Genomic DNA, 21,469 nt, shown 5'->3' with positions numbered 1-21,469 from the left:
CCGCGCGGCCCCGAGCCGCGAGGCAGGCCCCTCATCCGTCCGAGGACCCTCCGCCCATGCCCGTACGCCGTATCGCCCTGGCCGCCCTGGCCGTCATCCTTGTCGTCCTCGGAGGCGGCATCGGCCTGGGAGTGGCCCGAGGCGGATGGGAGCCGCTGCCCAAGCTCGCCCTCGATCTCGAGGGCGGCACGCAGGTCATCCTGACCGCGTCCTCGCTCGACGGCTCGCCCGTCACGGGCGACTCGATGGACCAGGCCCGGCAGATCATGGCCGCGCGCATCAACGCGATGGGCGTCGCCGAGACCGAGATCAGCGTGCAGGGCGGCACCAACATCGTGGTCGACGTGCCCGGCACGCTCGACCAGCACACGTCCGACGCGCTGCGGCGCACGGCGGCCATGTCGTTCCGGCCCGTGCTCGCGATCGCCGACGGCGGCGGCGCCTCCGACGGTGGCGGCGCCTCCGACGCGTCGGGGGCCTCGGACGCCGGCAGCATCCCGGCGAGCACCACCCCCGCCGTGGTCGGCCCCGCCGAGGGCACGAGCGGCGCCTCGGACGCGGGAGGCGCCTCCGATGCCGGGGGCGCGTCCGACGCCGGCGGAGCGGGCAGCGGGGGCGTGGCCCCCTGGTCGGCCGATCAGCTCACCCCCGAGGCCCAGCAGATCTTCGCCGACGCGAGCTGCGCGGACCCACGGGCGCTGGCGGACAACGCCGAGAAGGCCGGCACGGGCGACATCGTCGTGCTGTGCGACGAGGCCGGGCAGGCCAAGTACCTGCTGGGGCCGGAGGCCGTGCCCGGCAGCGGCGTCAAGAACGCGACCGTCGGCCCCGCCGTCAACTCCTCGGGCCAGTCGACGGGCGGCTACGAGGTCAACATGACCTTCCAGGAGGGCGCCTCGGAGCAGTTCGGGGCCCTCACCACCGCGCTCTACAAGGGTGAGGGCGCGACCGGGCAGTTCGCGATGGTGCTCGACGGCACCGTCATCTCCGCGCCGCAGGTCACCGCCCCGACCTCGTCGTCGGCGTCGATCACGGGCAACTTCACCCAGGACAGCGCCCAGCAGCTCGCCGACCAGCTCAAGTTCGGCGCCCTGCCGCTCAAGTTCACGGTGCAGTCCGAGCAGCAGATCTCCTCGACGCTCGGCTCCGACCAGCTCGAGAAGGGCCTCATCGCGGGCCTCATCGGCCTGGTCCTCGTCGTGCTCTACGCGATCGCGCAGTACCGGGTGCTCGCGATCGTCACGACCGCGAGCCTCGCGGTGATGGGCGCCATGGCCTACGGCGTCATCACGGTCATGTCGAACATGCCCGAGATCGGCTACCGGCTCTCGCTCGCGGGCGTCGCCGGCCTGATCGTCGCGATCGGCTTCACCGCCGACTCGTTCATCGTGTACTTCGAGAGGGTCCGCGACGAGATCCGCGACGGCCGCGGCATCGTGAGCGCCGTCGACAACGGCTGGCAGCGGGCCCGGCGCACGATCGTGGCCTCCGACACCGTCAACATCATCGCCGCCGTCGTGCTGTACGTGCTGTCGACGGGCAGTGTGCGCGGCTTCGCCTTCACCCTCGGCCTGACCACGCTGCTCGACCTCGTGGTGGTCTTCCTGTTCACCCACCCGCTGCTGCAGATGCTCGCGCGTACCCGGTTCTTCGGCAAGGGGCACCCGCTCAGCGGTCTCGACCCGGCCGCCCTCGGCCGTGACCTGCCCGCCTACGCGGGCCGCGGCCGGGTGCGCGACACGGCGTCCCGCCGTCGCCGCGACGCCGAGGCCGCGCCGACGGAGTCGCTCGCGGCCCGCAAGGCCCGTCGGGCCCGCGAGGAGGCCGAGGCGGCCGAGGGCGCGGCGCCGCCGCCCGAGGACCCGACCCCGCAGGACCGCACCGACGAGGAGGGCACCCGATGAGCTCGAGCTTCTCCTCCTTCGGCAACGACCTCCACACGGGGGCGCGGTCCTATCCGCTGATCCGTCGTCGCCGCACGTTCTACCTGATCAGCGCGATCGTGCTGATCGTGCTCGGCACGATCGCCGTGCTGCGCGGCCCCAACCCCGGCATCGAGTTCGTGGGCGGCTCGGAGTTCCAGATCTCGGGCGTGCAGACCACCGACCAGGACCACGCCCGCGACGTCGTGCGCGAGCACGTCCCGGACAACGAGCCCAAGATCAGCGTGATCGGCAGCTCGGCGCTGCGCGTCCAGACCGAGCAGCTCTCCTCCGACGAGACCACGGCCCTGGCCGAGGACCTCGCGACCGCCTACGGCGTGCCCGCCTCCGACGTCTCGAGCTCGTTCATCGGGCCGACGTGGGGCAGCGACGTCACCTTCACCGCCCTGCGCGCCGTCGTGGTCTTCCTCGTGCTCGTGGGCACCGTGATGGCCCTGTACTTCCGCAACCTCAAGGCCTCGCTCGCGGCCCTCATCGCCCTCGTGCACGACATGCTGCTGACCGCCGTCGTGTACGTCGCGGTCGGCTTCGAGATCACGCCCGCGACCGTGATCGGGTTCCTCACCATCCTGGGGTACTCGATCTACGACACCGTGGTCGTGTTCGACAAGGTGCGCGAGAACACCGCGGACCTGTCCGCGGGCACGCTCACCTACGAGGAGTCCGTCGAGCTCGCCGCCAACCAGACCCTGGTGCGCTCGATCAACACCTCGGTCGTGGCGCTCCTGCCGGTCGGCTCGATCCTCGTGATCGGCGCGTTCGTGCTGGGGGCGGGAACCCTCAAGGACATCGCGCTGGCCCTGTTCGTGGGCATCCTCGCCGGCACCTACTCGTCGATCTTCCTCGCGCCGGGCATCCTGACGGACCTGCGTCGCCGTGAGGGCGCGATCGTCGCCCACGACGCCGAGATCGCACGGGCCCGCGCGGCCTCCGCCGCGGCGCCCGAGCCGGAGCCCGTCGCGGCCCCGGCCCCCGGCGCGCCCGAGGCCGCGGACGAGAGCGCCGCGGACCGCGGCACCGCTCCGGACGCGCCCTCGACGTCCACCGGCCGCAGCGGCGCCCCCGCCCGCGTCCAGCCCCGGCGCACCACGCGCCGTCGGCGCCACTGATGATCCCCGGGAGGGACACATGACCACGAGCCGCTTCTCCGAGAGCGCCGGCGCGCCCGATCGGGACGAGATCGCCGCGCTCATGCGGTCCCACATCGCCGAGTTCCCCGACTTCCCCGAGCCCGGCGTGCTGTTCCGCGACATCACCCCGCTGCTCGCCGACGGCGCCGCCATGCGCCGCGTGATCGCGTACTGGTGCTCGATCCTGCCGCCGGACGTCGAATACATCGTGGGCACCGAGGCGCGCGGCTTCGTGCTCGGGGCGCCGCTCGCCTACGAGCTCGGCGTCGGCTTCGTGCCCGTGCGCAAGGCCGGCAAGCTCCCCGGCTCCCCGCGCAGCGTCTCCTACGCGCTCGAGTACGGCACCGCGACCGTCGAGATCGCCCAGGGCGGTCTGCCCGCGGGGGCCCGCACCGTGATCGTCGACGATCTGCTGGCCACGGGCGGCACCGCGGCGGCCACCATCGAGCTCGTGCGCGACTTCGACGCCGAGCTGCTCGGCGCGTCCTTCCTCATCGAGCTCGAGGGCCTCGGAGGCCGCGAGAAGCTCGGCGACCTGCCCGTCGACGCCGTGTGGAGCGTGCCCAACTGACGTCCGCTCTGCGCGCAACGTCACATGGTCGGAGCACCCCGCGCGCTGAGTAGACTGGGCCGCCAGCGAAGGGAGGCCCGACGTGGACGACGGTGACAGCACGAGCACCCCGGCGCGCGAGACCGACACCGCCCCGGCACCGCGACCCCGTCGCTCCCGGCGCGGCTTCTTCGGCGCCCGGCCCGCCGGCGTCGACCGCATCCTCGAGCCGCTCCTGCAGGTCGTCACCCGCGCGAACGGCAAGGAGGACACGGCGCTCATCGAGCGCGCCTACCACGTCGCCGAGCAGGCGCACCGCGGGCAGTTCCGCAAGAGCGGCGACCCCTACATCACGCATCCGGTGTCGGTCGCCACGATCCTGGCCGAGCTGGGGTCGCCCAAGGAGGTCCTGGCCGCCGCGCTCCTGCACGACACGGTCGAGGACACCGACTACTCCCTGGACCGGCTGCGCGCGGAGTTCGGCGAGGAGATCGCGCTCCTCGTCGACGGCGTGACCAAGCTCGACAAGCTGACCTACGGCGAGGCCGCGCAGGCCGAGACGGTGCGCAAGATGATCGTGGCGATGAGCCGCGACATCCGGGTGCTGCTCATCAAGCTCGCGGACCGCCTCCACAACGCCCGCACCTGGAAGTACGTCTCGGCCGCCTCCGCGGAGAAGAAGGCCCGCGAGACCCTCGAGATTTACGCGCCGCTGGCCCATCGCCTCGGCCTGAACACCATGAAGTGGGAGCTCGAGGACCTCTCGTTCCGGGCGCTCTACCCCAAGGTCTACGACGAGATCGTCGCGCTCGTGGCCCAGCACGCCCCCGCCCGCGACCAGTACCTCGCCGCCGTCACGAGCCAGATCAACGACGACCTGCGCCACGCCCGGATCAAGGCCGAGGTGAGCGGGCGGCCCAAGCACTACTACTCGATCTACCAGAAGATGATCGTGCGCGGCCGCGACTTCGCCGACATCTACGACCTGGTGGGGATCCGGGTGCTCGTGGACTCGGTGCGCGACTGCTACGGCGTGCTCGGCATCCTGCACGCCCGCTGGTCGCCCGTGCCCGGGCGGTTCAAGGACTACATCGCGCTGCCCAAGTTCAACCTGTACCAGTCGCTGCACACGACGGTGATCGGGCCGACGGGCAAGCCCGTCGAGATCCAGATCCGCACCCGCGAGATGCACCGCCGCGCCGAGTACGGCGTCGCCGCGCACTGGAAGTACAAGGCCATGTCCGGGCCCGGCGAAATGGCGCGCGCCGGCAACCAGGAGATGGCGTGGCTGCGCCAGCTCATGGAATGGCAGAAGGACACGGCGGACTCGGGGGAGTTCCTCGAGTCGCTGCGCTTCGAGATCAACACCCAGGAGGTGTACGTCTTCACGCCCAAGGGCGACGTGATCGTGCTCCCGCAGGGCGCCACCCCCGTCGACTTCGCCTACTCGGTGCACACCGAGGTCGGCCACCGCACCATGGGGGCCCGGGTCAACGGGCGCCTCGTCTCGCTCGAGTCGACCCTCGAGACGGGCGACGTGGTCGAGGTCTTCACCTCCAAGGCGGCGGGCGCCGGACCCAGCCGCGACTGGCTCACCTTCGTCAAGTCCCCTCGGGCGCGCACCAAGATCCGCCAGTGGTTCTCCAAGGAGCGGCGCGAGGAGGCGCTCGAGCGCGGCAAGGACGAGCTCGCCAAGTCCCTGCGCAAGCAGAACCTGCCGATGCGCCGCCTGCTGACCCATTCGACGCTCCAGGCGGTCGCGACCGATCTCAACTTCCCCGACGTCGACGGGCTGTACGCCGCGATCGGCGAGGGCCACGTCAGCGCCGCCGCCGTGACCCATCGGCTCGTGGTGTCGTTCGGCGGGAGCGAGGGCGCGGCGGAGGACGTCGCCGAGATGACGCTGCCCTCCAAGGCGCGCTCGCGGCACGTGCCGCGCACGGACGACGCCGACCAGGGCGTCGTCGTCGACGGCCACGACGATCTGTGGGTCAAGCTCGCCAAGTGCTGCGCGCCGGTGCCGGGAGACCCGATCATCGGCTTCGTGACCCGCGGCTCGGGCATCTCCGTGCACCATGAGCAGTGCACGAACGCGCGGCAGCTGCGCGAGACCCAGAGTGACCGCATCGTGCCGGTGGGCTGGTCCGGACGGTCCGGCAGTGCGTACCTCGTGCACATCAAGGTCGAGGCCCTGGACCGCAGCCGGCTGCTGACGGACCTCTCGCTCGTCATCAACGACCAGCACGTGAACCTGCAGTCGGTCATGTGCCAGTCCCAGCCGGACCGCCTGGCCACCGCGTACTTCTCCTTCGAGCTCGCCGACCCCTCGCATCTGCAGTCGGTCGTCTCGGCCGTGCGCCGGGTCGAGGGCGTCTACGACGTCTACCGGGTCACCGCGGACGGCCAGCGGGTCGACGTCACGCAGCCCGGGACGCTCGCGGCCCGCTGAGCAGCTCCGCCCACCGGGCCCGGGCCTGGCGCGCGTGCGGGCGCCCGTCGAGCGCGTCGAGACGGCGCCGCACGTCGTCCTCGTCGACCAGGCCGTGCTCGAGCATCGCGGCGGCGGCCGCGGCATCGGGCGCGTAGCGCAGCAGATCCACCACGGTGCGCCCCGGGACGGTGACGGGGCAGCCGCCGATCGCCTCGACGTCCTCGCGTCCGAGCGGGGCCTCGCGCATGCGCACGCCCGCGAGCGCGTGCGGACGGGCGAGCGTCACCAGGTCGATCTCGGCGGGCGGGGGACCGCCGAGGCAGACCCACGCCGCGCTGCGTCCGGCGATCACGAACGACGCCCGGAGCTGGTCGCCGAGCGCGCAGCCGACGGCCACCGCCCGGTCCGCCATCGACGTCAGGTAGGCGACGGGCACGAAGACGCCCGGCCGCAGCTCGTGCACATCGCCGTGATGGCGGTTCGAGCGGGCGGTCGCGTCGTCCCGCCAGATGCGCGTGTGCGCCGTCAGCTCGCGGGCGAGGTCCTCGGCGTGCGCCGACCAGGCCCGGCAGGCGGGGACGCGCGCGGGCACGGGCAGAGCGGCGGGGGAGGACATGTCCGCGAGCATGCCGTGCCCCGTCCGGTCCGCCAAGCGAGCCGCCCGCCGCTGTGGAGAAGGCGGTGTGGGGAGGGCAGGGCGCCGCGGACGGCACCGGCCGGGCGGCGCGGGGTCAGCCGAGGTCGCGCGCGGAGCGCTCGATCACGGCGAGCCACTCGCGGCGCGCCGCGAGGGCCTTCTCGGCCTCCTCGATGCGCCGCGGATCGCCGCTCGCACGAGCCGCCTCGAGATCCTCCTCGTAGCTCGCGATCGCCGCCTGCAGCTGCGAGGAGGCGCCCTCGACGCGTGCCCTGGTGCGCGGATCGGTGCGACGCCACTCGTCGTCCTCGGCCTTCTTGACCGCGCGCTCGACGGCACGCAGACGGTCCTCGATGCGCCGGATGTCGCCGCGCGGCACCTTGCCGGCGTCCTCCCAGCGATCCTGGATCCGGCGCAGCGACTCGGCCGCCTGCTTGTGGTCGCCCACGGGCAGGAGGGCCTCGGCCTCGGCGAGCAGCTGCTCCTTGACGGCGAGGTTCTCCCGCTGCTCGGCATCGGTCGCGTGGAGGTCGGCGTTGCGCGCCGCGAAGAAGGTGTCCTGGGCGGCCTTGAACCGTGCCCACTGGGCGTCGTCCTTCTTGCGGTTCCCGCGCGGCGCCGCGCGCCACTGGTCCATGAGGTCGCGGTAGGCGCGGACCGTCGGGCCCCAGTCGGTCGAGTCGCGCAGGGCCTCGGCCTGTGCGATGAGCTCGTCCTTGACGCGTTCGGCCTCGCCGTGCTGCTCGTCGAGCTGGGAGAAGAACTGCTTGCGCTGCCGGTCGAAGGCGCCACGGGCGGCGGACAGCCGCTTCCACAGCGCATCCTCGGTCGCGCGGTCCAGCCCGCGGTCCTCCTTCTGCATCGCCTTCCAGGTCGGGACCATCTGGCGCATGGTCTCCCCGGCGCTCTTCCACGAGATGCGAGAGGGGTCCTCGGACGCGAGCGCCTCGATGGACTCGACGAACTCGGTGCGACGGGCCGCGGCCGCCTCGCGTGCGGCCGCGCGCTCGGCCTCCATCGCCTGGATGAGCTCCTTGGCCTTCTCGCGCAGCTCGTTCGCGCGGGCCCGCAGCGCCGGGATGTCCCCGACGACCTTGGGCTCCTTGAGGTTCTTGCGGAGCTGCTCGAGCAGCCGGTTGAGCTCGGCCTGGGTGTGCGAGGGGGCGGAGAGCTTCTGCTCGGTCAGGTCGAGGAAGGCGACCAGGTCCAGATAGGCCGTCGCGAAGGGGCGCAGCACCGCCTCGCGGTCGATCTCGACGCCGGCGGCGCCGTCGTCCGTTGCGGGAGCCTCGCCGGTCGCCTCGTCGTCGGCCGGCGTGCCCTCGGTCGGTGCGCTCTCGGCCGGGGCCTCGGCAGCGGGAGCCTCGTCGGTGTCGACCTGCGCGGTGCCGTCCTGCGTGGCCGGGGCCTCGTCGGCGCCGTCGGTCCCGGCGGCGGGGACACGCGCGGCGGGCGTGCCCGGCACGGCGCCGATCTCGCGCACCTGGGTGCCGTCCTGCACGGTGACGGTGCCGTCCTCGCGCACGTCGCCGTAGGCCAGGGCCTCGCCGACCGCGGACTCGTCGTACTCCTGCTTCGGGGGCGCCGCCGGGACCAGGGGGGCGTGCGCCGGTCTGCCGGCGAGGGCCGCCGGGCTCGGCGGCTGGGGGCGCGGGGTCGGGCGCGGGACGGGGGTCTCGGACTCGCTCACGGGGAGCTCCTTCGGTCGTTTCCGCTGCAAGGGCGGGGCACAGCCGCGGGTCGCGGCAGGTTCGGTGGGACGCCCGGGGGCATCACCCCGGAACTCTACAGGCCGTCCGCACCGTCGGGCGCGGCGTCCGGACCCCGGCGGCGGCGCCGCCGGGACCGACATCCGGCGATAATGGCGGGGCACCGCACCCGACCGCCTCAGCGAGGCAAGGAGATCGCCCGATGGCGAAGATCAGCGCCCTGTCCGGATTCCCCGAATGGCTCCCCGCCGAGCGGATCGTCGAGCAGCATGTCATCGACACGTTCCGCCGGGTCGCCGAGCTGCACGGGTTCTCCGGGCTCGAGACGCGCGCCGTCGAGCCGATGAGCCAGCTGCTGCGCAAGGGCGAGATCGACAAGGAGGTGTACGTGCTGCGGCGCCTGCACGCCGACGACGAGGGGCCCGACGCCGAGCAGGCCGACCCCGACCGCCAGCTCGGGCTCCACTTCGACCTCACCGTGCCGCTGGCCCGCTACGTGCTCGAGCACCAGAACGACCTCGCGTTCCCCTTCCGTCGCTACCAGGTCCAGAAGGTGTGGCGCGGCGAGCGGCCCCAGGACGGCCGCTTCCGCGAGTTCTACCAGGCCGACCTCGACGTGATCGGCCAGGACACGCTGCCCGTGCACGTCGAGGCCGAGGTGGCGATCGTGATGGCGGAGATCCTCGCGGCGCTCCCGCTGCCCGGCTTCACCATCCACGCCAACAACCGCAAGCTGTCCGAGGGGTTCTTCCGCTCGATCGGGGTCGAGGACACCCAGGCGGCGCTGCGCTGCCTCGACAAGCTCGCCAAGATCGGCCCCGACGCCGTCGCGGCCCTGCTGCGCGAGGAGGCCGCAGCGAGCGCCGAGCAGGCGCAGGCGTGCCTCGCCTTCGCCGGCATCCGCACCGGCGACGAGGGCTTCGCCGACCAGGTCCGGGCGCTCGGCGGTCACGGCGAGCTGATGGAGGAGGGGATCGCGGAGCTGGCCGACGTGGTGCGCCGGGTCAACACCGCCGTGCCGGGCGTGTGCGTCGCCGACCTCTCGATCGCCCGCGGCCTCGACTACTACACCGGCACCGTGTTCGAGACCTTCGTCGAGGGGCACGCCTCGCTCGGCTCGGTCTGCTCGGGCGGGCGCTACGACCGTCTGGCCGCCGACAACCGTCACGGCTACCCCGGCGTCGGGCTCTCGATCGGCCTGTCCCGGCTCGTCTCGCGCGTGCTCTCGGCGGGCATCGCGAGCGCCACCCGGCCCGTGCCCACGTGCGTGCTGGTGGCCGTGGCCGACGAGGAGGCGCGCGGGCACAGCGAGGCCGTGGCGACCGCCCTGCGCCGACGCGGCATCCCCGCCGAGATCGCGCCGACCGCCGCCAAGTTCGGCAAGCAGATCCGCTACGCCGACCGCCGGCAGATCCCGTTCGTCTGGTTCCCGGGGGCCGGCGACGAGGAGCACGCGGTGCGCGACATCCGCTCGGGCGAGCAGGTGCCCGCCGAGCCGTCGACGTGGGAGCCGCCGGCCGAGGACCTGCGTCCTCGCGTCGTGCGGGCCGACGGCTGAGCGGTCCGGTCCCGCCCTCCCCGCCCGGCGCCCGCCCGTGGGCGATGGCCCACATCACATCCCCCGGACACCCGGGAATCTTCCGCCCTCGCCCGACGTTGGAGCCGATATGCCTACCACGACACTGACCACCGCCAACCACGACGACACCGTCAAGGACGGCATCGTCCTGATCGACTTCTGGGCCGGCTGGTGCGTCCCCTGCCAGCGGTTCGCGCCGATCTTCGACAAGGCCTCCGAGGCGCACGAGGACATCACCTTCGCCAAGGTCGACACCGAGGACCAGCAGCAGCTGGCGATGCAGTACGGCGTCACCTCAATCCCGACCCTCGTCGCCTACCGCGACGGCATCCCGGTCTTCTCGCAGCCCGGCGCGCTGCGCGAGGCGGACCTCGAGGATCTCATCGGCCAGATCGAGAAGCTCGACATGGCCGAGGTCTCCAAGGCCTACGAGCAGGCCAAGGCCCAGCAGCAGGGCTGAGCCCCGCCGCCGACGACGAACGCCCCGCACCGATCGGTGCGGGGCGTTCGTGCATCCGGGGCCCGGCGTCGCCGGGCCCCGGAGCCGTGTCAGGGGCGGCGGGCGCCGTGGCGGTCGTAGCGGTCGCCCGTGCGATCCCGCTTGTCGTACTGGCCGCGCTTGTCGAAGCGGCGATCGCCGCGGTCGTCGTGGCGGGGGTTGAACTTCTTGGCGCCGCCGGACTTCGGGCCCGTGTCCTTGGCGATCCGCAGGGCGCGGCCCGCGATCCGGGCCCGGCCGATCCGGGCCAGCTGCTCCTCGGACAGCTCGCCGCGCACCTCCACCAGGGAGAACGAGCCCAGGATGTCGATCTTGCCGATGTCCTTCCCGGTCAGGCCGCCCTCACCGGTGATGGTGCCGACGATGGCCGGCGGCTTGGCGCCGTGGCTGTGGCCCACCCCGATGCGGTAGGCGGTGTAGCCCTTGGACGAGGGCCGGGGGCCGCCGCTGCGGCGGTCGTCGTCGCGGCCGCCGCGCTCGGGCCGGTCCTGGCCCTTGAGCGAGGCGCCCGTGAACTCCTCCTCCTCGGTGCGGGTGCCGGGGCCCTCGTCGCCCACCGCGATCGCACCCAGCACGGCCGCGAGCTGGGCCGGGTCGGTGCCGGAGGTCGCGAGGAACTCGCCCACGAGCTCGGTGTAGATGCCCAGGCGCCCCTTCTCGGCGCGCTCGGGCACGCGCTCGAGCAGCTTCTTCATGCGATGCCGGGAGACGTCGGCGGGGGAGGGGACCTGGATCTCCTCGAGGGTCTGCCGGGTCGTCTTCTCGATCGCGCGCAGCTTGCGGCGCTCATGGGGCGCGACGAAGGTGAGGGCCTCGCCCGTGCGGCCGGCGCGGCCGGTGCGGCCGATGCGGTGGACGTACGCCTCCGGCTCGCCCGGCACGTCGAAGTTCACGACGAGCCCGATGCGCTCGACGTCGAGGCCGCGGGCGGCCACGTCGGTCGCGACGAGCACGTCGAGGGTGCCGTTGCGCAGGCGCTCGACGATCCGCTCGCGCTCGTTCTGCGCGACGTCGCCGCTGATGGTCGCGGCCACGACGCCGCGCGCCACGAGCTCGACGCCGACCTCCTCGGCCGCCGAGCGGGTGCGCACGAAGACGATCGCGGCATCGGCGTCGGAGGTCGCGAGCACGCGCGCGAGCGCACCGGTCTTGTGCCGGAACGGGACGACGGCGTAGCGCTGGCGCACCGACGTGACGGTCGAGGACTGGCGGGCGACGGACACGCTCACGGGGTCGGTCATGTGGTCGGCCGCGACCTTCTGGATGGCCGGGGGCATGGTCGCGGAGAACAGCGCGACCTGCTTCGTGGCCGGGGTGTAGGAGAGGATCTCCTCGACGTCCTCGGCGAAGCCCATGCGCAGCATCTCGTCGGCCTCGTCGAGCACGACGTACTTCACGGTGTCCAGGCGCAGGTTGCCCTTCTTGAGGTGATCGATCACGCGACCGGGCGTGCCCACCACGACCTGCGCGCCCTTGGACAGCGCCCGCTCCTGGGGGCCGTAGGGGGAGCCGCCGTAGACGGCGGTGACCGACAGGCCGTCGACGTCGTGGGCGAAGGAGCCGATCGCGTCGGCCACCTGCATCGCGAGCTCGCGCGTGGGGGCCATCACGATCGCCTGCGTCGAGCGGTCCGCGGGGTCGACCGCGGTCAGCAGGGGCAGGCCGAAGGCGGCCGTCTTGCCGGTGCCGGTCTGCGCGACGCCGATCACGTCGCGTCCGTCCAGGAGGGCGGGGATCGCCTGCGCCTGGATGGGGGAGGGGGTCGTGAAGCCGAGGGTGGCGACCGCTCGCTGCAGGGGTGCCGGCAGGTCGAGGTCGGCGAAGGTCGGGCCTTCGGGCTGCGAGGGGGCCTCGCTGCTCTCGGCGGTGGACGGGCTGGGGGCGTGGTCGATCATCGTGTCCTCGATCTGGGGGTGGGGCGGACCCACTCCAACGCAGGTCAGGACCTCTTGAGTCTAGGCGCGTCGGGGCGTCTGCCCCAGGGTCCCGACAGGCGAGATCGCTCACGCCCGCGGTAGGATCGCCGTGCCGTCGGGAGCGCTCGGCGGCTGCCCCATCCACGTCACGAAGGACATTGCCGTGCTGCGCACCCATCATGCCGGAGAGCTCCGCGAGGAGCACGCCGGTCAGACCGTCACCCTCACCGGCTGGATCGGCCGGCGCCGAGATCACGGCGGGGTGACGTTCCTGGATCTGCGCGACGCGAGCGGCGTCGCCCAGGTCGTCGTGCGCGAGGACGAGGCCATGCACCTGCGCAACGAGTACGTGCTGCAGGTCACCGGCACCGTCGACCGGCGCCCGGAGGGCAACGAGAACCCGCAGCTGGCCACGGGCGGCATCGAGGTCACCGCGACCGAGGTCACGGTGCTCAACCCCTCGGCGCCCCTTCCCTTCCAGCTCGACGCGCACAGCGAGGTCGGCGAGGAGGCGCGGCTGCGCTACCGCTACCTCGACCTGCGCCGTGAGGGCCCCGCGAAGGCCCTGCGCCTGCGCTCGACCGTCAACCGGGCGGCGCGCGACGTGCTGCTCGACGACGGCTTCGTCGAGATCGAGACCCCGACGCTGACCCGCTCGACCCCCGAGGGCGCGCGCGACTTCCTGGTCCCGGCGCGCCTGTCCCCGGGCTCGTGGTACGCGCTCCCGCAGTCCCCGCAGCTGTTCAAGCAGCTGCTCATGGTGGCCGGCATGGAGAAGTACTTCCAGCTCGCCCGCTGCTACCGCGACGAGGACTTCCGCGCGGACCGGCAGCCCGAGTTCACCCAGCTCGACATCGAGATGAGCTTCGTGGACCAGGAGGACGTGATCGCCCTCGCCGAGCAGATCCTCACCGCGGTGTGGCGCACGATCGGTTACGAGATCCCGGTCCCGATCCCGCGCATGACGTATGCCGAGGCGATGCGCCGCTACGGCTCGGACAAGCCCGACCTGCGCTTCGACCTCGAGATCACCGAGATGACGGAGTACTTCGCCGACACCCCCTTCCGGGTGTTCCAGGCGCCCTACGTCGGCGCGGTGGTCATGAAGGGCGGCGCCTCCCAGCCGCGCCGCACGCTCGACGGCTGGCAGGAGTGGGCCAAGCAGCGCGGCGCCCGCGGACTGGCCTACGTGCTCGTCCAGGAGGACGGCACGCTCACGGGCCCCGTGTCCAAGAACATCTCCGACGCCGAGAAGCAGGGACTGGCCGCGAAGGTCGGCGCCGAGCCGGGCGACTGCGTGTTCTTCGCCGCGGGCGAGGCCAAGACGTCCCGTGCCCTGCTGGGCGCGGCGCGCAACGAGATCGCCGAGCGCCTCGGTCTCATCGACGAGGACGCATGGGCCTTCGTGTGGGTCGTCGACGCCCCGATGTTCGAGCCCGCGGGCGACGCCGTCGCCGCGGGGGACGTCGCGGTCGGCTCGGGCGCCTGGACCGCCGTGCACCACGCCTTCACGGCCCCCAAGCCCGAGTTCCTCGACACCTTCGATGAGGATCCCGGCGCGGCCCTCGCCTATGCGTACGACATCGTCTGCAACGGCAACGAGATCGGCGGCGGCTCGATCCGCATCCACCAGCGCGACGTGCAGGAGCGCGTGTTCTCCGTGATGGGGATCGACGAGGAGCAGGCGCGCGAGAAGTTCGGCTTCCTGCTCGACGCGTTCGCCTTCGGCGCCCCGCCCCACGGCGGCATCGCATTCGGCTGGGACCGCATCGTCGCGCTGCTGGCCGGGACCGACTCGATTCGCGACGTGATCGCGTTCCCCAAGTCCGGCGGCGGCTTCGACCCGCTCACCCAGGCCCCCGCGCCGATCACGGCCGCGCAGCGCAAGGAGGCCGGCGTCGACGCGAAGCCCGAGAGCCCCCGCGCCCGCACGGCCCAGGAGGCCACGGCCGCCGACGCCGACGAGGCGCAGACCCCGCTCGGCGCGGCCGGCGGCGCGGCTCCCGAGGGCGCCGATCCCGCCTGAGCGGCCACGCACGGCGAACGGGCCCGCATCCCCTGCTCAGGGGGTGCGGGCCCGTTCGTGATCGGGGGAGATCAGCGGCGCGGCGTGTCGCTGTGCTCGACCTGCGGCTTGGGGATGCGCCAGCGGCGGATCTGGATCGCACGCATGTTGCCGTAGGAGACGAGGCCGGGGGAGACGAAGCCGAAGCGCTCGGTCAGGGCGGCGCGCAGGCGGCGCCGGATCACGAAGGCGTCGATCACGCACGCGAGGATGCCGCCCCACAGCACCACCAGCATGAGCGTGCTCATCGTGGCGTACAGGTCCGGCACCACGAGCGGGGTGACGAGCGCGATCAGCATGAGCAGGAGCGCGACGGGGAAGAAGTACTCGGCCAGGTTGTGCCGCGCGTCGATCATGTCGCGCACGAGGCGCCGGTCGCTGCCGCGGTGCTGGGCCGGCATGTGGGCCTCGTCGCCCGTCATCATCGCCTGCTGCGCCTGTGCGCGCGCCTCGGTCGAGCGGGCGCGGGACTGCCGCCGGGCCTCCTTGCGGTCGGCCGGGACGAGCGGGCGCTGGCGAGCCTCCTGCGCCTCGCGCCGGTTGCGGGTGGGCCGCCCCTTCTTGGGCGTACGGCCGGGCTCCGCGGCCGGATCGGGGGACGTCGTGTCCACGGGCGTGGTGACGCCCGGGACGTCGTCTCGGGATGCTCTGCGGAATCTCACCCGTGCATTCTAGGCGGAGGACGCCGGGCCCCCGGCCTCCGACGCGGCGCCGCGCGCGATAGCGTGAGCGCCATGGCCTCCACCTCTCATCCCGCCGGTCCCGCCGATTCAGCTCCCGCCTACGTCGCCGCGCTGCGCGAGCGTCTCGAGGGGATCCTCGACCGCTCCGTCGCCGACCTCGAGTCCCTCGTGCGCATCCCGTCGATCGCCTTCGCGGGCTATGACCGCGAGCCCGTCGAGCGCAGCGCGAAGGCGGTCGCCGAGCTGCTCGCCTCCACGGGGCTGCCGGACGTGCGCATCGAACGGGTCGAGGGAGGCTCGCCCGCCGTCATCGCCCGCCGTCCCGCGCGCGAGGGGCGGCCCACCGTCCTGCTGTACGCCCACCACGACGTGCAGCCCACGGGCGACGAGAGCACGTGGACCTCGTCGCCGTTCGAGCCCGAGCGCCGGGGCGACCGTCTCTACGGGCGCGGGGCGGCCGACGACAAGGCGGGGGTGATGGCCCACGTGACGGCGCTGCGCCTGGTCGGCGACGAGCTCGCCGAGCGGGGCATCGGCGTCACGGTGTTCGTCGAGGGGGAGGAGGAGGCCGGCTCGCCGACCTTCCGCCCCTTCATCGAGACCTACGCCGAGGACCTCTCGGCCGACCTCATCATCGTCGCGGACTCCGCCAACTGGGCGGTCGGCACGCCCGCGCTGACCACGAGCCTGCGCGGCGTCGTCGACCTGACCGTGACCGTCCGCGTCCTGCGCCACGCGGTCCACTCGGGCATGTTCGGCGGCCCCGTGCTGGACTCCCTGACCCTGCTGTCACGTCTCGTGGCCACGTTGCACGACGAGGACGGGGAGGTCGCGGTCGAGGGGCTCGTGCGGGCCGAGGACCCGTCCGTCGAGATGCCCGAGGTCGACTACCGGCGTGACGCCGGTGTCCTCGACGGCGTCCGGCTCGCCGGCAGCGGCCCGGTCGCGGCGCGGCTGTGGACCCGCCCCGCCCTGGCGGTGCTCGGGATCGACGCGCCCGAGGTCGCCCGCGCCTCCAACACGCTCGTGCCCGCCGCACGCGCCAAGCTCTCGCTGCGCATCCCGCCCGGTCAGGACCCGCGCGCCGCCATGGAGGCCCTCGAGCGCCACCTGCTCGAGCACGCGCCCTTCGGCGCCCAGGTCGAGGTGGCCCGCGGCGAGGAGGGCCGCCCCTTCCAGGCCGGCGAGGACACCGCCGCGATGGCGCTGGCCCGCAGCGCGTTCAGCCGCGCATGGGGCACCGAGCCCGTCGACACCGGTCTCGGCGGCTCGATCCCGTTCATCGCCGACCTGCTCGAGGTGTTCCCGGGCGCCGAGGTGCTCGTGACCGGGGTCGAGGACCCCGATTCCCGCGCGCACGGCATCGACGAGTCCCTGCACCTGGGCGAGTTCGCGCGGGTGTGCGTCGCCGAGGCGCTGCTGCTGCGCGACGCCGAGACCCTGCGCGGCGGCCCCGAGCGCGGCTCCGCGGCATGACCGACCAGCCGCCCCGGCAGCCGGTCCGGGTCTCGCCGCTCGCCGTCCCCTTCCTCTTCCTGGCCCTCGTGACCACGGCGGTGCTCACCTTCGCCGTCGGGCCGTGGGCCGGGATCTGGCTCCTCGCCGTGGTCCTCGCCGCGTTCGCGCTCGCCCTGGCACGGCCCACCCAGCGGGAGGCATCGGTCGCGGCCGTGCTCGGCGGGGCGCTCGGCTTCGGCGGGGTCATGCTGCTGGCCGTGCTGCACGGCTTCGGCTGATCGACCCGGCCGGCTCGCGGCACGTCGCGAGAGCCTCCCGTTGCGCCGTGCGCGGACGCACGTCCGGGGTCTCCTCTGCGGGGGAGCGGGGGCGTAGGCTGGGGGCGAACCGTCCCCAGGAGGTACATCCATGACGACCACGTCCATCGAGCGCACCGAGACCGCGCCCGCTCACGGCGTGACCCTGACGCCGGAGGCGGCCGCGAAGGTCACCTCCCTGCTCGAGCAGGAGGGCCGCGACGACCTGCGTCTGCGGATCGCCGTCCAGCCCGGCGGCTGCTCGGGCCTGATCTACCAGCTCTACTTCGACGAGCGTCTGCTCGACGGCGACGCGGCGGTCGACTTCGACGGCGTCGAGGTCGTCGTCGACAAGATGAGCACCCCGTACCTCACGGGCGCCGTCATCGACTTCGCCGACACGATCGAGAAGCAGGGCTTCACGATCGACAACCCCAATGCCCAGAGCTCGTGCGCGTGCGGCGACTCGTTCAGCTGATCGCCTCGGCGCCGTGATGCGGCCCGGGTGTCCTCCTGCGGAGGATGCCCGGGCCGCTCCCGTCCGCGGGAGTGTCCGTGCTCGCGGCCGGGTCGTGACCGGGTATGATGACGACGTGCCGTCACGTCCCGGCGCTCCGATCCCATGCGCCGTGCGCATCCGACGGGTTCGGGCCGCGGCGGAGGGGTCAGCCCCAACCCTGATCGTCAACGACCTCCTGCACAGCGTCCCCTCTCCTCGGGACGGCAGGGGAAGAAGAGCGGAAGGTCATCCTGTGATCCCCCAGACTCCTCATCGCCCGAGGCGCACGGCCCGTCTGGCCGCGGGCCTCGTGCTGGCATCGCTCGCGCTCGCCGGATGCACGGCCGAGCAGAAGCGCGGCTATCTGCCCGGCGACTCCGAGCACGAGGTCACCAACCAGACCGGCCGGATCATGCACATGTGGGTCGGCTCGTGGGCCGCCCTCGTGATCGTCGGCCTCATCGTCTGGGCCCTCATCATCTGGTGCGCGATCGCCTACCGTCGCCGCAAGGGCGACACCGGCTTCCCGATCCAGCTGCGCTACCACGTGCCGCTCGAGATGATCTTCACGCTCATCCCGGTCGTGATGATCATGTCGCTGTTCTACTTCACCCAGCGCGACGTCGCCTCGACCGAGGACGTCAGCGCCCAGCCCGACCTGACCGTCAACGTCGTGGCCAAGCAGTGGAGCTGGGACTTCAACTACGTGGACGCCGACGTCCACGAGCCCGCGGGCGTGCAGTCCTTCGAGACCGGCACCGAGGGCGCCGAGGACTCCCTGCCCGTGCTCTACCTCCCGGTCAACGAGACCGTCGAGTTCACCCTCGACTCCCGCGACGTCGTGCACTCCTTCTGGATCACCGACTTCCTTTACAAGAAGGACATGTTCCCGGGGCACACCAACACCTTCCAGGTGACCCCCACCAAGGAGGGCACCTACCGCGGCAAGTGCGCCGAGCTGTGCGGCGAGTACCACTCCGACATGCTCTTCAACGTCAAGGTGGTCTCGCCCGAGGAGTTCGAGCAGCACCTGCAGGATCTGCGCGACGAGGGCAACTCGGGTCAGCTGAGCGTGGACCTCAACCGCGAGCAGCGTGACTGGAACATGCGCGATCGCACCGACAAGGCTCTGCAGGACGAGAAGGAGGACGCGAAGTGACCACGGGAACCCCCGTCGCCCCGACCGTCGGCACCGAGCACTTCGTGCCGGAGACGCAGCCGACCACGCTGGGCAAGAAGTTCTTCAACCTCCTGACCACGACCGATCACAAGCTGATCGGCATGATGTACATGGGCATGGCCTTCGCGTTCTTCTGCTTCGGCGGTGTGCTCGCGCTCATGATCCGTGCGGAGCTGTGGGAGCCCGGCCTGCAGGTCGTGGTCTCCAAGGACCAGTACAACCAGCTGTTCACGATGCACGGCACGATCATGCTGCTGATGTTCGGCACCCCGCTGTTCAACGGCTTCGCCAATTACCTGGTGCCGCTGCAGATCGGCGCCGTCGACATGGCGTTCCCGCGGCTGAACATGTTCGCGTTCTGGCTGACCCTGTTCGGCTCGCTCATCGTGGTGGCGGGCTTCCTCACCCCCCAGGGCGCGGCCTCGTTCGGCTGGTTCGCCTACGCGCCCTTGTCGGACACGACGTTCACACCAGGCCTAGGCGGTGATCTCTGGGTCTTCGGACTGGGGTTGCAGGGCTTCGGCACGATCCTGGGCTCGGTCAACTTCATCACCACCATCATCTGCATGCGCATGCCCGGCATGACCATGTTCCGGATGCCGATCTTCACCTGGAACACCCTCATCACGGCTGTGCTCGTGCTGATGGCCTTCCCGCCCCTGGCGTCGGCCCTCATGGCCCTCGGCGCCGACCGCCGCTTCGACGCGCTCATCTTCGACCCGGCCAACGGCGGACCGGTGCTGTGGCAGCACCTGTTCTGGTTCTTCGGGCACCCCGAGGTGTACGTGCTCGCGCTGCCGTTCTTCGGCATCGCCTCCGAGGTCATCCCCGCGTTCTCGCGCAAGCCGATCTTCGGCTACAAGACTCTCGTGTACGCCACGATCTCGATCGCGGCGCTGTCGGTGACGGTGTGGGCCCACCACATGTTCACGACCGGCGCGGTCATGCTGAACTTCTTCTCCTTCATGACGATGCTCATCGCGGTGCCCACGGGCGTGAAGTTCTGCAACTGGGTCGGCACCATGTGGCGCGGCTCGGTGACGTTCGAGACCCCGATGCTGTTCACGCTCGGGTTCATGACGACGTTCCTCTTCGGCGGCCTGACCGGCGTGATCCTGTCGAGCCCGATCCTGGACTTCCACCTCTCGGACACTTACTTCGTGGTGGCCCACTTCCACTACGTCATCTTCGGCACGGTCGCCTTCGAGATGTTCGCGGGCTTCTACTTCTGGTGGCCCAAGATGTTCGGGTACCGCCTGAGCGAGAAGATCGGCGTGTGGCACTTCTGGCTGCTCATGATCGGGTTCCACATGACGTTCCTGATCCAGCACTGGCTCGGCGTGCTCGGCGCTCCCCGCCGCTACGTCAACTACCTCGCGGAGGACGGGTTCGACTGGATGAACCAGATCTCCACGATCGGCGCGTTCATCATCGGCGTGTCCACCCTGCCGTTCATCTTCAACGTCGTCATCTCCCACATGCGGGCGCCGCGTGTGACGGTGGACGACCCGTGGGGCTACGGCGCCTCCCTCGAGTGGGCGACCACGTGCCCGCCGCCGCGTCACAACTTCCACGAGCTGCCCCGCGTGCGGTCCGAGCGTCCCGCGTTCGACCTGCACCACCCCGAGGTGGCGGCCGTCGACCACGTGCTGCACGAGGAGCCCGTGAAGAACAGGAGCAGCAACTGATATGCGTACGACCTCCCGGATCTTCCTGATCCTGATGGTGTTCTTCCTCGTCGTGGCGTGCGCGTACGGCATCGTCACCTCGAGGTACGAGCTGCTGGGCCTCGAGCCCATGGGCTTCGCCGCGATCCTCATGGCCGGCGGCATGAGCGGCATGATCTCCGCGGTGACGGGCATCAACGCCCGTCGCCATCCGGACCGCCCGGAGGACGACGAGTCCGCCCCGGTCTCGGCGGACGCCGGCATCCAGGGCTCGTTCGCCCCGTACAGCTGGTGGCCCCTGTGGACCGCGATCGCCGCGGCGATGGTGTTCCTCGGCGTCGCCGCCGGCTGGTGGATCTCGGGCCTGGGCGCCGTCGTCGCGATCTACGGCATCACCGGCTGGGTCATGGAGTTCAACCGCGGCACTTACGCCCACTGAGCCCGGCCCACGGCCTCCACAGCGGCCCGGCATCGCCCCGTGCGATGCCGGGCCGCTGTGCGTCGTGCGAGAGGGGGTGTGGAGGCGTGGAGGCGCAGGGCCGTCAGCACGCCCCGGGCCGCCCGGCGCCGGGCGTGCGGGCGCGTGATGTCCTGGACGGGACGCTGGTGAGGTGCACGGGCGATATCGCCCGTGCACCTCACCAGCGTCCCCTCGCCGACCACCGCCCCCGAAGGAGGCACCCAGGCCTGGTCCCTGCCGCCGTCCGCGGCGTGGTGATGCCCCGTGACGTCCCGTCGCGGCGCCCCGCGCTCCTGGTAGCGTCGACCTCAGCAGACGGACGCGAGCAGGAGCTCGCGAACCCCGACGCACGAGCCGTGACATCGAGGAGGATGGCATGCCCCTGGGGTACTTCAACCGACGCAGCGCGACCGACGAGGCCGACATGCAGGTGCGCGGCATCTTCGCCGACGACGCGTCCCTCGAGCGAGGTGCGGCCTGGGCGATCTCGATCCTCCAGGACGCCGACATCGACCCGCACGACCAGCCCGTGCGGGCCATCAAGGCGCTGCGCTCGGCCGATCGACGCATCAGCCTGATCGCCGGTCGCTACCTCGTGGATCTCGCCGCAGGCAAGCGCTGACGGCCACACGGCCGCCCGCCGCCCGCTGACGGGATGACACCAGGGGGGCGCGGTCCGAGGAACCTCCTCGGGCTCGGCGCGCCTCGAGGCGTTCACGGGGCGGCACTTGCCGAGTGACAGCACCTCGCGGTCGTAGACTCATATA

The 21,469-nt window shown here is 72.0% G+C and carries 18 protein-coding genes; 14 read left to right on the top strand and 4 right to left on the bottom strand.

Translation table 11 applies throughout. The annotated features are described in order from the left end of the window. Positions 1-56: 56 nt before the first annotated feature. The 4 genes from secD (at position 57) to BRM3_RS13070 (ending at position 6,072) form a co-directional block, all read left to right on the top strand. On the top strand, positions 57-1,904 hold the full coding sequence (gene secD / locus BRM3_RS13085) for a protein translocase subunit SecD (RefSeq protein WP_263593739.1): 1,848 nt from the start codon (positions 57-59) through the stop codon (positions 1,902-1,904). Then, positions 1,901-3,052 (top strand): protein translocase subunit SecF, encoded by a 1,152-nt coding sequence (gene secF, locus BRM3_RS13080; protein ID WP_263593738.1) that lies wholly within the window; start codon positions 1,901-1,903, stop codon positions 3,050-3,052. The genes secD and secF overlap by 4 nt, the downstream gene beginning before the upstream one ends. A gap of 19 nt (positions 3,053-3,071) precedes the next feature. Beyond that, positions 3,072-3,644 (top strand): adenine phosphoribosyltransferase, encoded by a 573-nt coding sequence (locus BRM3_RS13075; RefSeq protein ID WP_263593737.1) that lies wholly within the window; start codon positions 3,072-3,074, stop codon positions 3,642-3,644. Positions 3,645-3,726: 82 nt separating this feature from the next. Continuing rightward, on the top strand, positions 3,727-6,072 hold the full coding sequence (locus BRM3_RS13070; protein ID WP_318152413.1) for a RelA/SpoT family protein: 2,346 nt from the start codon (positions 3,727-3,729) through the stop codon (positions 6,070-6,072). Here BRM3_RS13070 and BRM3_RS13065 read toward each other — a convergent pair. Together BRM3_RS13065 and BRM3_RS13060 are read right to left on the bottom strand one after the other, a co-directional pair. After that, on the bottom strand, positions 6,041-6,670 hold the full coding sequence (locus BRM3_RS13065; protein WP_263593736.1) for a hypothetical protein: 630 nt from the start codon (positions 6,668-6,670) through the stop codon (positions 6,041-6,043). The two genes, BRM3_RS13070 and BRM3_RS13065, sit on opposite strands and share 32 nt — an antisense overlap. A gap of 115 nt (positions 6,671-6,785) precedes the next feature. Continuing rightward, positions 6,786-8,381, bottom strand: coding sequence for a DUF349 domain-containing protein (locus tag BRM3_RS13060; RefSeq protein WP_263593735.1), 1,596 nt, complete (start codon positions 8,379-8,381; stop codon positions 6,786-6,788). A gap of 221 nt (positions 8,382-8,602) precedes the next feature. On the opposite strand from BRM3_RS13060, the gene hisS reads away from it, so the two are divergent. Continuing rightward, a complete protein-coding gene (hisS, locus tag BRM3_RS13055) occupies positions 8,603-9,958 on the top strand; it encodes a histidine--tRNA ligase (protein ID WP_263593734.1) in 1,356 nt (451 codons plus the stop codon). Positions 9,959-10,067: 109 nt separating this feature from the next. Then, positions 10,068-10,439, top strand: a complete 372-nt coding sequence (gene trxA, locus BRM3_RS13050) for a thioredoxin (protein ID WP_263593733.1) — start codon at positions 10,068-10,070, stop codon at positions 10,437-10,439. An 89-nt stretch (positions 10,440-10,528) separates the two neighbouring features. Here the strand turns inward: trxA and BRM3_RS13045 are convergent, their stop codons facing one another. Next, complete coding sequence (locus BRM3_RS13045) at positions 10,529-12,373, bottom strand: DEAD/DEAH box helicase (RefSeq protein ID WP_263593732.1); 1,845 nt, start codon at positions 12,371-12,373, stop codon at positions 10,529-10,531. A 184-nt stretch (positions 12,374-12,557) separates the two neighbouring features. Here BRM3_RS13045 and aspS point away from each other — a divergent pair, with 184 nt between their 5' ends. Further along, positions 12,558-14,420: an aspartate--tRNA ligase gene (aspS, locus tag BRM3_RS13040; protein ID WP_263595468.1), complete on the top strand. Its 1,863-nt coding sequence runs from the start codon at positions 12,558-12,560 to the stop codon at positions 14,418-14,420. A gap of 71 nt (positions 14,421-14,491) precedes the next feature. On the opposite strand, the gene BRM3_RS13035 is transcribed toward aspS, so the two are convergent. Further along, the gene (locus BRM3_RS13035; protein ID WP_263593731.1) at positions 14,492-15,121 is read right to left on the bottom strand and encodes a DUF3043 domain-containing protein; all 630 of its coding nucleotides are present in this window, start codon (positions 15,119-15,121) and stop codon (positions 14,492-14,494) included. 72 nt (positions 15,122-15,193) lie between these two features. On the opposite strand from BRM3_RS13035, the gene BRM3_RS13030 reads away from it, so the two are divergent. From BRM3_RS13030 to BRM3_RS13000, 7 genes are all read left to right on the top strand, one after another. Beyond that, positions 15,194-16,618: a dipeptidase gene (locus tag BRM3_RS13030; RefSeq protein ID WP_263593730.1), complete on the top strand. Its 1,425-nt coding sequence runs from the start codon at positions 15,194-15,196 to the stop codon at positions 16,616-16,618. Further along, positions 16,615-16,878, top strand: a complete 264-nt coding sequence (locus tag BRM3_RS13025) for a hypothetical protein (protein WP_263593729.1) — start codon at positions 16,615-16,617, stop codon at positions 16,876-16,878. Before BRM3_RS13030 ends, BRM3_RS13025 begins: the two co-directional genes overlap by 4 nt. A gap of 130 nt (positions 16,879-17,008) precedes the next feature. Next, the gene (gene erpA, locus BRM3_RS13020) at positions 17,009-17,374 is read left to right on the top strand and encodes an iron-sulfur cluster insertion protein ErpA (RefSeq protein WP_263593728.1); all 366 of its coding nucleotides are present in this window, start codon (positions 17,009-17,011) and stop codon (positions 17,372-17,374) included. Between the two features lie 274 nt (positions 17,375-17,648). Continuing rightward, positions 17,649-18,554: an aa3-type cytochrome oxidase subunit II gene (gene ctaC, locus BRM3_RS13015; RefSeq protein WP_263593727.1), complete on the top strand. Its 906-nt coding sequence runs from the start codon at positions 17,649-17,651 to the stop codon at positions 18,552-18,554. Between the two features lie 44 nt (positions 18,555-18,598). Next, complete coding sequence (ctaD, locus tag BRM3_RS13010) at positions 18,599-20,263, top strand: aa3-type cytochrome oxidase subunit I (RefSeq protein WP_263595467.1); 1,665 nt, start codon at positions 18,599-18,601, stop codon at positions 20,261-20,263. Position 20,264: 1 nt separating this feature from the next. Next, positions 20,265-20,681, top strand: a complete 417-nt coding sequence (locus BRM3_RS13005; protein WP_263593726.1) for a cytochrome c oxidase subunit 4 — start codon at positions 20,265-20,267, stop codon at positions 20,679-20,681. A gap of 397 nt (positions 20,682-21,078) precedes the next feature. Then, complete coding sequence (locus BRM3_RS13000; protein WP_263593725.1) at positions 21,079-21,324, top strand: hypothetical protein; 246 nt, start codon at positions 21,079-21,081, stop codon at positions 21,322-21,324. The last annotated feature ends 145 nt before the right edge of the window (positions 21,325-21,469 follow it).

This window comes from Brachybacterium huguangmaarense (assembly GCF_025725725.1).
Taxonomy (GTDB): Bacteria; Actinomycetota; Actinomycetes; order Actinomycetales; family Dermabacteraceae; genus Brachybacterium; species Brachybacterium huguangmaarense.
Note: the sequence above shows the minus strand (reverse complement) of the source record. Positions and strands in the feature narration are given on the sequence as shown.